This window comes from Burkholderia sola, from assembly GCF_905400185.1.
Lineage (GTDB): Bacteria > Pseudomonadota > Gammaproteobacteria > Burkholderiales > Burkholderiaceae > Burkholderia > Burkholderia sola.
Genome location: NZ_FR989675.1, coordinates 1,742,578 through 1,755,760, shown reverse-complemented (window position 1 = coordinate 1,755,760; position 13,183 = coordinate 1,742,578). Strand labels below are relative to the sequence as shown.

Below are 13,183 nucleotides of genomic sequence, written 5' to 3'. Positions count from 1 at the left end.
GTCAGCGCCCCGCTCCGAGCCGGTCGCGCCATTGCGTGGCCGCATACGCGCCGGCCTCGATCGTGGCCACCGCCGCGACGTACAGCAGCGTCGCGACGCCGAACGCGGCGAACGTCTTGAACGTCTCGGTCTCGACCTGCCGCGACGCATACGACAGCTCGGCCACGCCGATCGCCATCGCGAGCGACGAGTTCTTCACGAGATTCATGTATTGGCCGAACAGCGGCGGCAACGCGATACGCACGGCCTGCGGCAGCACCACGTAGCGCAGGGACTGCATCGGCGTGAGGCCGAGCGCGGCCGCCGCATCGTGTTGCGCACGCCGCACGCCGCGCAGGCCGGCTTCGCACTCCTCGGCGACGAACGCTGCGGTATAGGCGCTCAAGCCGACCCAGCCCGCGACGAATTCGAACGACGGCCACGCGAGCGTAAACGGGCCCGCGCTCACCGCATGGCGTGCATTGAGCCACGCGATCCACGTATCGGGCAGCAACGACGCGACGCCGAAATACCAGAACAGCAGTTGCACGAGCAGCGGCGTGTTGCGAAACGCGACGACGTACGCGGCGGCGGCCGCGCGCGGCGCCCTGCCGCGCGCATGCCGCATCACGGCGAGCAGCAGCCCGCCGACGGTCGCGGCAATCGCCGACGCGGCCGCGAGGCCGAGTGTCAGCAGGAAGCCCTGCCAGAGCCAGGATAGATATTTGGGAGCCAATCCGAGCATGCTGGAGAGCGCGCACGACGCGCGCGGTCGGATGAAAACGAAAAGCGCCGCGCGGCCAGTGTTCCGGCCGATCGCGGCGCGCGTGCAGCGAAGGTCAGGTCTTGTCGCCGATCCGGAAAATGCGCGTGAGCGGCGTCTTCGTCGTCGGCCCGAACCACGCGTCGTAGATCTGCGTGGCGCGGCCGCTCGCCTCGAGCCCCTTCAGCGTGTCGTTGACGAAGCCGAGCAGGCGCGTCTCGCCCTTCGGCACGCCGACGCCCATGTAATCGTTCGAGATCGTGAACGCCGGGATCTCGTAGTTCTGCTTGTCCGGCACGTTCGCGAGCAGGCCGATCAGCTTCGGGCCGTCCTGCGTGATGGCCTGCACGTTGCCGGCCCGCAGCGCGGCGAACGCGAACGGCGTGTCGTCGTACGCGACGATCGTCGCCTTCGGGAATTTCTCGCGCAGCGTGATCTCGTTGGTCGTGCCCTTGTCCGCGCCGACGCGCAGGCCGTTCAACTGATCGACCGATTTCAGCACGCCCTTCTTCGCGAGAAACTGCTGGCCCGACGAGAAATACGGGATGCTGAAGTCGACCTGCTTCGCACGCTCGTCGGTGATCGTGAAGTTCGCGAGCACGAGATCGACCTTGCCGGACGTCAAAAACGGAATGCGGTTCGCGGGGTTGGTCGGTTGCAGTTGCAGCTTCACGCCGAGCTTGTCGGCAAGCGCCTTCGCGTAATCGACGTCGAGACCGACGATGTGGTTGCTTTTCGCGTCGACATAACCGAACGGCGGGTTGCTGTCGAACGTCGCGACGCGCAGCACGCCGGCCTTCTTGATGTCGTCGAGACGGTCCGCATGCGCGACGGTGCCTGCGAAGATGAGCGCGACCCCGATGAGCCACGTAGCGAGCGTGTTGATTTTCATGAGCACGACCTGATTTGTTATGGAGGCCGCCGCGGATCGCGCGGCGGCACGGTTCGAAACACATCGCGACGAAGTGTGTCGTCGCGAAGCCGCTAACGTATCAGCGCGTGCGGCGAATTCGAACCAACAAATGGTGCTTTGCTCTGCGGGTTTCGTGATGAGGCACATGGGCTGCGGTCACGCACGCGGTCACACAAAAAAAGACGCCCGCTGCAAGCAGCGGGCGCGAATCCCAGTCAAGGAGGTGTCACACGAACTACGCAGCCAGATTAAGGAAATCGCCCGTCATGGACAACGAATCGATTTCCATATCGATATGACGCGGCACGCTCATGCCGGCGCGTGCGGAATCGCACGCCGCAAAAAAAACGTCCCGCCAACCGGCGGGACGTTCGTCATCATGCAAGTACGCGCGACGCGCAGCCCGATCACGGCTCGTGACGCAGATACCCTTCCTTGCTCGGATCGCGCATCCGCCACGACACGATCAGCGAGATCGCGCACAGCACGGTCACGTACCAGTAGAAGGTTTCCTCGCTGCCGATCGACTTGAACCACAGCGCGACGTACTCGGCCGAGCCGCCGAAGATCGCGTTCGCCACCGCATACGACAGGCCGACGCCCATCGCGCGCACTTCCGGCGGGAACATCTCGGCCTTGATGAGGCCGCTGATCGACGTGTAGAAACTGACGATCGCCAGCGCCACCGTGATCAGCACGAATGCGGCCACCGGGCTCGTCACGTCCTTCAGCGCGTGCATCAGCGGCACCGTGCCGATCACCGCGAACGAACCGAACAGGATCATCGACGTGCGGCGGCCGATCTTGTCCGACAGCGCGCCGAACACCGGCTGCATCAGCATGTAGACGAGCAGCGCGACGGTCATCACGTTGCTGGCCGTCTTCGCGTGCATGCCGGCCGTGTTCACGAGGTACTTCTGCATGTACGTCGTGAACGTGTAGAAGATCAGCGAGCCGCCGGCCGTGAAGCCGACCACGGTGAAGAACGCGCCCTTGTGCTGCCACACGCCGCGGATCGTGCCGGCGTCTTTCTTGTCGCGCGATGCGCTCGTCGACGTCTCGTCGAGCGACTTGCGCAGGTACAGCGAAATCAGCGCGGCCGCCGCGCCGACCACGAACGGAATGCGCCAGCCCCATGCTTTCAGCTCGCCGGCGGACAGCGTCTGCTGCAGGATCACGAGTACCAGCAGCGCGCACAGCTGGCCGCCGATCAGCGTCACGTACTGGAACGACGCGAAGAAGCCGCGACGGCCCTTCAGCGCGACTTCACTCATGTAGGTCGCGCTCGTCCCGTACTCGCCGCCCACCGACAGGCCCTGGAACAGGCGCGCGACCAGCAGCAGCGCCGGCGCGAGCGCGCCGATCTGCGCATAGGTCGGCAGCACCGCGATCACGAGCGACCCGCCGCACATCATCAGCACCGAGATCATCATCGCCGCGCGACGGCCGTGACGGTCGGCGATGCGGCCGAACAGCCAGCCGCCGATCGGACGCATCAGGAAGCCAGCCGCGAACACGCCGGCCGTGTTCAGCAACTGCGTCGTCGTGTTGCCGCTCGGGAAGAACGCCGGTGCGAAGTACAGCGCGCAGAACGAGTAGATGTAGAAGTCGAACCACTCGACGAGGTTGCCCGATGAGGCGCCGACGATGGCGAACACGCGCCGCCGGGTGTCATGCGCGGACAGCGCAGCTTGGTCGGTCTGGACGTCCATGGGTTGGTCTGTTCCTTTTAGTGCTTTCTGGGCGAGACGGCTGGGGGCCGCCGCGTGCGGTCGCACGTGGCACCGGTTCCGGCGCACGGCGCTACGGGATTTTAGCGAAATGTAAAGTAACAAGCGCTCCGGGTTCGTCCGGATGTAGAAAAATTTTCTCCCGCCACGCGTTCGTCATATGAAAACGCCAGCCCGAAGGCTGGCGTTCGATGCAAACATTTCCGACTGCGGCGACAATCACACGCGCACTTCCGGCGGCACGTAGCGGCACTCGTAGCGCTTGCGCACGGTGCCGGCCTCGTCGACGCTTTCCAGGTACACGTCGAACTGCCAGAGCCGCGCCATGTGCTTGAGCACTTCGTCGCTGTCGTTGGACAGGTGGCGGTTGTCGGTCATGAAGTGGCGCAGCGTGAGGCTGCGGTCGCCGCGCGTATTGACGGCCCACACCTGGATGTTCGGCTCGCGGTGATGGATGTCGTACTGCCGCGACAACGCCTGCCGCACGTACTGGTAACCGGAATCGTCGTGGATCGCCGATACCTCGAGCGAATCGCGCATGTCGTCGTCGAGCACCGAGAAGAGCCGCATCTCGCGGATCAGGTTCGGCGACAGGTACTGCGCGATGAAGCTCTCGTCCTTGAAGTTGCGCATCGCGTAGTGCATCGCCGGCAGCCACGGCGTGCCCGCGATCTCCGGAAACCACTTGTAGTCTTCCTCCGTCGGCGCTTCGCAGATCCGTCGGATGTCACTCATCATCGAGAAACCGAGCGCATACGGGTTGATCCCGCTGTAGTACGGCTTCGTGACGGGCGGCTGGTAGACCACGTTGCTGTGCGAATGCAGGAACTCCATCATGAAGCCGTCTTCCAGCTTCCCCTGGTTGTACAGCGTATTGAGCAACGTGTAGTGCCAGAACGTCGCCCAGCCTTCGTTCATCACCTGCGTCTGCCGCTGCGGATAGAAATACTGGCCGATCTTGCGCACGATGCGGATCACTTCCCGCTCCCACGGTTCGAGCAGCGGGGCATTCTTCTCCGCGAAATACAGCAGGTTCTCCTGCGGCTCGGACGGATAGCGGTCGTCCTGCTCCTCCGTCAGCTCCGGTTTCTTGCCCGGCAGCGTACGCCACAGCTCGTTGACCTGCGACTGCAGGTACGCCTCGCGCTCGCGCCGCAGCGCCGCCTCCTTCGACAGCGACGGTTTCTGCGGCCGCTTGTAGCGGTCGACGCCGTAATTCATCAGCGCGTGGCACGAGTCGAGCAGTTCCTCGACGCGATCGAGGCCGTAGCGCTCCTCGCATTCCGCGACGTAGTTCTTCGCGTACACGAGATAATCGATGATCGCGTGCGCGTCGGTCCACAGCCGGAACAGGTAATTGCCCTTGAAGAACGAATTGTGCCCGTACGCCGCGTGCGCGATGACGAGCGCCTGCATCGTCATCGTGTTCTCTTCCATCAGATACGCGATGCACGGGTTCGAATTGATGACGATTTCGTAGGCCAGGCCCATCTGGCCGCGGCGGTAGCTCTTCTCGGTCGCGAGGAAGTGCTTGCCGAACGACCAGTGACGGTAGTTGACGGGCATCCCGACCGACGCATACGCATCCATCATCTGCTCGGCGCTGATCAGTTCGAGCTGGATCGGGTAGATGTCGAGCTCGTATTGTTCGGCGACCTGCGAGATGTGCGTGTCGTATTCCTCGAGCAATTCGAACGTCCAGTCGGACGGGCACGGCAACGGCTTGCGTTCGGCCACGTTCATACGCGCTTCCTTTTGCCCGGAACCGGGCAAGTCGGCGGCCGGCGGCGGCGGTTCGGCCTGCGCGCGTTGCTGCGGTGCGGCAGGGCCGGCCGTATCGTCGCCGGAAGGGCGCGGCTCGTAGCCGCGCGACTCGTTGTGCAGATGGCGGGTCGTCATGACATTTCCACCTGCTTTTCGAACAATTCGCGAAACACCGGGTAAATGTCCGCAGCCGATTCCACTTTTTTCATCGCGAGATGCGGTTGCGACAGGGCCAGTTGCGCGTATTCCAGCCACAGATTCTGCTCTTCCGGCGCGACCTGGATATACGCGAAGTAACGCGTCTTGGTGAGGATATCCTCTTCCAGGATTTTGCGACACTTGGGCGAATCGTCAGTCCAGTTGTCGCCGTCGGATGCCTGCGCGCCGTAGATGTTCCACTCGGTCGGCGAGTAGCGCTCGTCCATCACCTTGCGCATCAGTTCGAGCGCGCTCGACACGACCGTGCCGCCGCTTTCGGTCGAATGGAAGAAGGTGTCCTCGTCGACTTCCTCGGCGCGCGTGTGGTGGCGGATGAACACGACTTCGATGCGCTCGTAGTTGCGCTTGAGGAACAGGTAAAGCAGGATGAAGAAGCGCTTCGCGAGATCCTTGCGCTGCTCGTCCATCGAGCCCGACACGTCCATCAGGCAGAACATCACGGCCTGGCTCGACGGTTGCGGCTGCTTCACTCGGTTGATGTAGCGCAGGTCGAACGGATCGATGAACGGAATCCGCCAGATGCGCCCTTTCAGGTGATGAATCTCGGCCTCGAGCGTCGCGATTTCCGCGCGGCGGTCTTCGGGGTCGCTCTTCAGCGCCTCCAGCTGCGCCTCGAGTTCGCGCAGCTCGTTGACGAGCGGCGAGCCGAGCGCGATGCGCCGGCCGAGCGCGCTGCGCAGCGAACGCACGACGTCGATGTTGTTCGGCGTACCTTCCGCCGACCAGCCCGCGCGCACGTTCTTCCAGCTCGGCACCGTCAGCAGGTGCGTCTTCACGAGGCGCGGCAGTTCGAGATCGTCGAAGAAGTACTGCATGAATTCGTCGCGCGACAGCTCGAACACGAAGTCGTCCTGCCCTTCGCCCTCGTTGCTCGCCTGACTGCCGCCGCCGCCCGAGCCGCCCTGCGGACGCGGAATCTTGTCGCCGCGCACGTAGTCTTCATTACCCGGGTGCACATATTCGCGACGCCCGCCCGGCGCGTGCCGGAAATTCGGCTCCGCGATGTCCTTGCGCGGGATCGTGATGCTCTGCGTGCTCTGGATATCCTTGATGCTACGGTCGCGCACCGCGTCGGACACGGCACGACGAATGTAGTTCTTGACGCGACGCAGAAAGCGTTCGCGATTGGCGATGCTCTTGTTCTTGCCGGCCAGCCTGCGGTCGATGATTTGATGAAGCACTCCCGGTCTCCCGCTCGAAAGTCGATCTGCCGGGGCACTCGCCGCGCATGCCGTCTGCCGTCATGCGGGCGGCGCCTCTGAAAGCGCCCGTACGGACTCGCCGTACGGGCGCGATACCGCGCGCGTCATGACGACTTGCGCACGCGCAGGTACCAGTCGCAAAGCAGCCTCACCTGCTTCGGCGTATAGCCCTTCGCGACCATCCGGTTCACAAAGTCCTCATGCTTGCGCTGCTCCTCCGCCGAACCCTTGGCGTTGAATGAAATGACCGGCAACAGTTCTTCGGTGTTCGAGAACATCTTCTTCTCGATCACGACGCGCAACTTCTCGTAGCTCGTCCACACGGGATTCTTGCCGGCGTTCGCCGCCCGCGCACGCAACACGAAGTTCACGATCTCGTTGCGGAAATCCTTCGGATTGCTGATCCCGGCCGGCTTCTCGATCTTCTCCAGTTCCGCGTTCAGCGCGGCGCGGTCGAAGCTCTCGCCCGTGTCGTGATCGCGGAATTCCTGATCCTGGATCCAGAAGTCCGCATACGTGACGTAGCGATCGAAGATGTTCTGACCGTACTCCGAATACGACTCGAGATACGCGGTCTGGATCTCCTTGCCGATGAACTCCGCGTAGCGCGACGCGAGCACGTCCTTCACGAACGACAGATACTTCTGCTCGGTTTCCGGCGGGAACTGCTCGCGTTCGATCTGCTGCTCGAGCACGTACATCAAATGCACCGGGTTCGCCGCGACCTCGCTCGTATCGAAGTTGAACACACGAGACAGGATCTTGAACGCGAACCGTGTCGACACGCCGGTCATCCCTTCGTCCACGCCCGCGTAGTCGCGATATTCCTGGTACGACTTCGCCTTTGGATCGGTGTCCTTCAGGTTTTCGCCGTCGTACACCTGCATCTTCGAGAACAGGCTCGAATTCTCCGGCTCGTGCAGGCGCGACAGTACCGAGAACTGCGACATCATCTTCAGCGTGCCCGGTGCGCATACAGCCTCGGCCAGCGACGAATTTCGGATCAGCTTCTCGTAGATCTTGATCTCTTCCGACACGCGCAGGCAGTACGGCACCTTCACGACGAAGATCCGGTCGAGCAGTGCCTCGTTGTTGCGGTTGTTGCGGAAGGCCTTCCACTCCGATTCGTTCGAGTGCGCAAGAATCACGCCGTCGAACGGAATCGCGCCGAAACCTTCGGTGCCCTTGAAGTTGCCTTCCTGCGTGGCGGTCAGCAGCGGGTGCAGCACCTTGATCGGCGCCTTGAACATTTCGACGAATTCGAGCAGGCCCTGGTTCGCGAGGCACAGGCCGCCCGAGTAGCTATAGGCGTCGGCATCGTCCTGCGCGTACTGTTCGAGCTTGCGGATATCGACCTTGCCGACCAGCGACGAAATGTCCTGGTTGTTCTCGTCGCCCGGCTCCGTCTTCGCGATGCCGACCTGCCGCAGGATCGACGGATAGCGGCGCACCACGCGGAACTGGCGGATGTCGCCGTTGTATTCGTGTAGGCGCTTGACGGCCCACGGACTCAGGATGCTTTTCAGGTAGCGGCGCGGAATGCCGTACTGTTCCTCGAGGATCGGACCATCCTCGTCGTAGTCGAACAGCCCGAGCGGCGATTCGTTGACGGGCGAGCCCTTCAGCGCATAGAACGGCACGCGCTCCATCAGTTGCTTCAGGCGCTCGGCGATCGACGACTTGCCGCCGCCCACCGGGCCCAGCAGATAGAGAATCTGCTTCTTCTCTTCAAGACCTTGCGCAGCGTGGCGGAAGTATGCGACCACCTGCTCGATCACCTCCTCCATTCCGTAGAACTCACGGAATGCCGGATACACCTTGATGACCTTGTTCGCGAAGATCCGCGACAGGCGCGGATCGTTGCGGGTATCGATCTGTTCAGGTTCCCCGATTGCTTCCAGCATGCGTTCACCAGCCGTCGCGTACGCGGATGGATCGTTCTTGCAGAGCGCGAGATACTCCTCCAGCGAGAGCTCTTCCTCTCGCGTTTTTTCGAAGCGGTTCGCGAAGCTGCTGTAAATATCCATGCTACCTCCCTCGCCTGAGTCTGAAGACGTGCCTGCCTTCGTCTGACTGCGCAGAAGCAAGCGCGTTCGAATTCATCCTAAACCCTTTCTTATTTTTTTTCACGAACTCTTCGTATGAAGTTCGTCATTCTCGACAACACCGCTTGGACAACGCATTTCGTCGTTTTACAATCGACCTCCCGAGCCGCAGAAACTGCATCCGCCGCGTCTCGTCGAACATCGAAACGTCTCGTGCGTTGGACACCTCCGACGTCGTCGCCTCTCCCTTCATTCCTATACGTTCGAGCGGTCGCGTGCGATGACACGCCGCGCGCACCGTTACAAATTTTTTTCGCAGTCCCTTACGGACATACCCGTACGACGAACGGGGGAACATGACGCGCATGCAGCGCATCGCCGAGGGTCCGTCGGTGCACGATGCGCAACGCACGTGCCGATGCACGACCGATCGTCCACGCTGTCACATTCAACTGTCGCAGAAACGACGACGCCCGCAATCGCGGGCGTCGTTGGTCACCAAATGGGGATCGATACGCGGCGCGCGCCGATCAGAACGTCTCCCAGTCGTCGCCGCCGACGGTCGCGGCGGCCGGCGCGGGCGCGGGCGCAGCCGAGACGGCGGCAGGCTTGCGCGCCGGCGCCGTCGCTGCAGCGGCCGCACGTTTCGGCGCGGCGTCGCGTTCGACGCGCGCGGCAGCCGGTGCGGGGGCCGCCGCCGGAGCGGAAGGCGCACGCGGAGCAGGACGCGCCGCCACCGCAACGACGGCGCCCGCGCGTGCCGCTCCGTCGTCGAGCTGGAATACCGCCGCCGTTTCGCGCAGGCGGGCCGCCTGTTCTTCGAGCGACTGCGCGGCAGCCGCGGCTTCCTCGACGAGTGCGGCATTCTGCTGCGTGACCTCGTCCATCTGCGTGACCGCGCGCGCCACCTGGTCGATCCCGCCGCTTTGCTCCTCGGACGCCGCCGCGATCTCGCCCATGATGTCCGTCACGCGCTGAACCGCGCTGATCACGTCGCTCATCGTGCGCCCGGCTTCGTCGACCAGCGTCGAGCCGGTCCGGATCCGCTCCACCGACGCGTCGATCAGCGCCTTGATTTCCTTCGCCGCGCTCGACGAACGCTGCGCGAGGCTGCGCACTTCGCCGGCGACAACCGCGAAGCCTCGGCCTTCCTCGCCGGCCCGCGCGGCTTCGACGGCCGCATTCAGCGCAAGAATGTTGGTCTGGAACGCGATTCCCTCGATGATCGCGATGATGTCCGCGATTTTCGCCGAGCTGTCGTTGATTTCGCCCATCGTGCCGACCACCTGGCCGACCACCGTATTGCCCTTGTTTGCAATCTCGGACGCATTCGCGGCCAACGAGCTTGCCTGACGCGCATTGTCCGCGTTCTGCTTCACGGTGCCGGTCAGTTGCTCCATGCTCGACGCGGTTTCCTGCAGCGCGGCGGCCTGTTCCTCGGTACGCGACGACAGGTCGATGTTGCCGGCCGCGATCTGGCGGGCCGCGGTCGCGATCGACTCGCTGCCGCCGCGCACGGTGCGCACCGTGTCGACGAGCCCGCGCTGCATCCTCGCGAGGCCCTCCAGCATCTGGCCCATCTCGTCGCGCCGGTCCACGACGATCGGCCGGCGCAGGTCGCCCGCGGCGATCGCGTCGAAATGCGACAGCGCGTCGGCGATCGGGCGGCCGATCGCGCGGCTCAGCGTCAGCCACGACAGCACCGCGGCGCCGATGCCGGCCAACAGCACGACGATCGACAGCACGCGCATCGTCTCGAACACCGATTCCGCCTGATCGAAGTGCGCCTGCGCATTGGCGAACTGGAAGTTGCGCAGCGCTTCGCCGGCCGCGGCCAGCTCGGTATAGCGCGCCTGAAGCTGCTTCGCGCCGTCGCCGATCCGGTCATGATCGCCGGCCGCGACCGCACTCGCGAACGCGTCGCAACTGGCCTGCAGCACCTTGCGCCGGGCGGCGACGTCCTGTGCGAGCCGGTCCTCGTCGGCGTCGCGCGGCAGCGCAAGGTATTTCTGCCACCACGCGTCCGACTGCGTGCGCATCGCGCGGCTGCGCTCGATGGCCGCCGCCGAGTCCGGCGTGCCGGCCAGCAGCGCCGCACGGTCGAGTGCGAGGCGCTCGCGTGCGGCGAACATTTCCGAGACCGCGACGTCGACCGCGCTCGGCATCTGGTTCGTGTAAATCTCGCGCGTCGACTCGTTCGAACGCGTCATCCCGTGCAGACCGAGCACGCCGGTGACAGCCAGCAGTACCGCCAGAAACGCCATCGTCAAACCGATGCGCGCACGAATCGTCAGCTTCCTGAACACCATCATCCACCCTGTGTTGCGTCGTCATGAACGGGCCCGGCCCGTTGGCTCGAAGCATTGCTTCACTCGGTGCATTTACGACCGGGCGGCGCATAACTTGATGGTTTTGCCGTGTTTATTTCGTATTATTCGTCTGTTTATTGAATAAGACTGAATAATCGACGCAATTCGGGTCGGAGCGAAAACGGGGCGAACGCGCGTCGGCGCGCCAATGCAGCGCACCCGGCCGTCTCGTGCGACGGACCGGGCGCGTGGGGAACCGAAAACGCGAGACCGGGGATCCGGCCCTAGTCGGCCAGTTCCGCCCGCGTCGGGATCGAGGGCTGGGCGCCCGCGCGCGTCACCGATAGCGCCGCCGCGCGTTGCGCGAAGCGAATGGCGGTATCGACGTCCGCGCCGGCCGCGAGCCGTGCGGAGAAGCCGCCGATGAAGGTGTCGCCGGCCGCCGTCGTGTCGATGGCCTGCACGACCGGCGCCGGATAGTGCCGCGCGGCGCCGTCGGCCGTCAGCGCGAGCACGCCGCGCGCGCCGAGGGTGATCAGCACGTTGCGCGCGCCGCCGGCCTGGAGCGCCCGCGCGGCGGCTTCGGCGTCGGCCGGGTCGCGCACCGGCAGCCCGGTCAGCGCGGCCGCCTCGACCTCGTTCGGGATCAGGTAATCGACGAGCTGCAGCCAGCCGTCCGGCAGCGGCGCGACGGCCGGGGCCGGATTGAGCACCACCGTGCGGCCGAGCCGGCGTCCGGCCGACAGCGCCGCGAACACCGCGTCCGGCGGCGTCTCGAGCTGGCAGATCAGCACGTCGGCCGTCGCCAGCGCGGCCTCGTGCCGTGCGATCGTGTCGGTCGTGACCTCGCCGTTGCCGCCCGCGACGATCACGATCGCGTTCTGGCTCGCATCGTCGACGACGATCAGCGCGACGCCGGTCGACGCCGACGCGCTCGTCGCGAGCCCCGTGCAGTCGATTCCCTCGGCCTCGAGGCCCGCGCGCAGTGCCGCGCCGTGCGCATCCGCGCCGACGCAGCCGATCATCGCGACCTGCGCGCCGAGCCGGGCGGCGGCGACGGCCTGGTTGCCGCCCTTGCCGCCCGCCGCCTGCGCGAACGCGTGCCCGGCGAGCGTTTCGCCCGGCAGCGGCAGCCGCGGCGCGCGCACGACGAGATCCATGTTGAGGCTGCCGACCACCGTCACGCGGCCGGCGCCCGTTGCGCTCGCCGTCATGCGCGCGCACCCGGCGCGGCCGGCTCGCGATAGACGGCCGTCGATTCGCGCAGCACGAGGCGCGGCGACACGACACGGCGGCGGCTCGGCACGGCGGTCGAGCCGCCGCCGATCCGTTCGATCAACGTCTGCGCGGCCATTTCGCCGAGCGCGCGCACCGACTGGCCGACCGTCGACAGCGCCGGATACGTGTAGCGGGAAAATTCGATGTCGTCGAAGCCGATGATCGAACAGTCGTCGGGCACGCGCAGCCCGCGCTCGGCCGCCGCGCGCAGCGCGCCGACCCCCATCAGGTCGTTGCCCGCGAAGATCGCGCTCGGCCGTACCGATTCGAACAACCGCGACGCCGCGTGATAGCCGCCGAGGCATGAGAAATCGCTTTCGGCGATCGCGCCCGGCACGATGTCGACGCCGCGCTCGGCCATCGCGCGGATGAAGCCGTGTACGCGCATCGCGCTGACCGCGGTGTCGGTCGGCCCGGTGATGCAGCCGATCTTCGCGTGTCCGAGTTCGAGCAGGTGGCGCGTCGCCAGGTATGCGCCGCGCTCGTGGTCGATCTGCACGAGATCGGCCGCGAGCCCCTCGATGTTGCGGTCGACGACGACGAGCGGCGCATGGATATCCGCGAGCGTCTGCGCGAGCACCGCGTCCTCGCCGGCCGATGCGACGATCAGCCCATCGATGCGTTTTTCCTGCAGCACGCGCAGGTAGTTGCGCTGCTTCACGGGATCGTCGTCCGAATTGCAGAAGAACACGCAATAGCCGTTGGCCGCGCACTGATCCTCGATGCCGCGCGCCAGCTCGGCGAAGTACGGATTCGTGCTGTTCGGCACGACGAGGCCGATGGTCGCCGTCGCCCGCGCCTTCAGCGAGCGCGCCACGGCCGATGGCACGTAATTCAGCTCGCGGATCGCGCCCTCGACCTTCGCACGCACGTCGGCGGACACCGGCCGCGAATTGTTCACCACGTGCGAGACGGTCGTAAACGACACGCCCGCCATGGCCGCCACATCCTTGATCGTCGCCATTTCCCGTTTCTCTCTGG

The 13,183-nt window shown here is 65.1% G+C and carries 9 protein-coding genes; all 9 read right to left on the bottom strand.

The window, feature by feature from the left end:
- Position 1: 1 nt before the first annotated feature.
- Positions 2 to 724: an amino acid ABC transporter permease gene (locus KR541_RS08125; RefSeq protein ID WP_089488421.1), complete on the bottom strand. Its 723-nt coding sequence runs from the start codon at positions 722 to 724 to the stop codon at positions 2 to 4.
- 94 nt (positions 725 to 818) lie between these two features.
- On the bottom strand, positions 819 to 1,634 hold the full coding sequence (locus KR541_RS08120; protein WP_089488420.1) for an ABC transporter substrate-binding protein: 816 nt from the start codon (positions 1,632 to 1,634) through the stop codon (positions 819 to 821).
- Positions 1,635 to 2,062: 428 nt separating this feature from the next.
- Positions 2,063 to 3,367: an MFS family transporter gene (locus KR541_RS08115; RefSeq protein ID WP_050012591.1), complete on the bottom strand. Its 1,305-nt coding sequence runs from the start codon at positions 3,365 to 3,367 to the stop codon at positions 2,063 to 2,065.
- A 237-nt stretch (positions 3,368 to 3,604) separates the two neighbouring features.
- Complete coding sequence (locus tag KR541_RS08110; protein WP_089488418.1) at positions 3,605 to 5,284, bottom strand: SpoVR family protein; 1,680 nt, start codon at positions 5,282 to 5,284, stop codon at positions 3,605 to 3,607.
- Positions 5,281 to 6,549: a YeaH/YhbH family protein gene (locus tag KR541_RS08105; RefSeq protein ID WP_006476064.1), complete on the bottom strand. Its 1,269-nt coding sequence runs from the start codon at positions 6,547 to 6,549 to the stop codon at positions 5,281 to 5,283. Before KR541_RS08105 ends, KR541_RS08110 begins: the two co-directional genes overlap by 4 nt.
- Positions 6,550 to 6,674: 125 nt before the next feature.
- Positions 6,675 to 8,597, bottom strand: coding sequence for a PrkA family serine protein kinase (locus KR541_RS08100; RefSeq protein ID WP_027784391.1), 1,923 nt, complete (start codon positions 8,595 to 8,597; stop codon positions 6,675 to 6,677).
- A gap of 548 nt (positions 8,598 to 9,145) precedes the next feature.
- The gene (locus tag KR541_RS08095; protein WP_216089635.1) at positions 9,146 to 10,924 is read right to left on the bottom strand and encodes a methyl-accepting chemotaxis protein; all 1,779 of its coding nucleotides are present in this window, start codon (positions 10,922 to 10,924) and stop codon (positions 9,146 to 9,148) included.
- Between the two features lie 284 nt (positions 10,925 to 11,208).
- Entirely contained in the window at positions 11,209 to 12,138 is a 930-nt protein-coding gene (gene rbsK, locus KR541_RS08090) for a ribokinase (protein WP_213346063.1), read from the bottom strand.
- Entirely contained in the window at positions 12,135 to 13,166 is a 1,032-nt protein-coding gene (locus tag KR541_RS08085; protein WP_050012587.1) for a LacI family DNA-binding transcriptional regulator, read from the bottom strand. Before KR541_RS08085 ends, rbsK begins: the two co-directional genes overlap by 4 nt.
- Between the last annotated feature and the right edge of the window lie 17 nt (positions 13,167 to 13,183).

Coding starts and splice junctions, on each gene's coding strand:
- KR541_RS08125 (WP_089488421.1), bottom strand. CDS start 724: ATGCTCGGATTGGCTCCCAAATATCTATCCTGGCTCTGGCAGGGCTTC.
- KR541_RS08120 (WP_089488420.1), bottom strand. CDS start 1,634: ATGAAAATCAACACGCTCGCTACGTGGCTCATCGGGGTCGCGCTCATC.
- KR541_RS08115 (WP_050012591.1), bottom strand. CDS start 3,367: ATGGACGTCCAGACCGACCAAGCTGCGCTGTCCGCGCATGACACCCGG.
- KR541_RS08110 (WP_089488418.1), bottom strand. CDS start 5,284: ATGACGACCCGCCATCTGCACAACGAGTCGCGCGGCTACGAGCCGCGC.
- KR541_RS08100 (WP_027784391.1), bottom strand. CDS start 8,597: ATGGATATTTACAGCAGCTTCGCGAACCGCTTCGAAAAAACGCGAGAG.
- KR541_RS08095 (WP_216089635.1), bottom strand. CDS start 10,924: ATGGTGTTCAGGAAGCTGACGATTCGTGCGCGCATCGGTTTGACGATG.
- rbsK (WP_213346063.1), bottom strand. CDS start 12,138: ATGACGGCGAGCGCAACGGGCGCCGGCCGCGTGACGGTGGTCGGCAGC.
- KR541_RS08085 (WP_050012587.1), bottom strand. CDS start 13,166: ATGGCGACGATCAAGGATGTGGCGGCCATGGCGGGCGTGTCGTTTACG.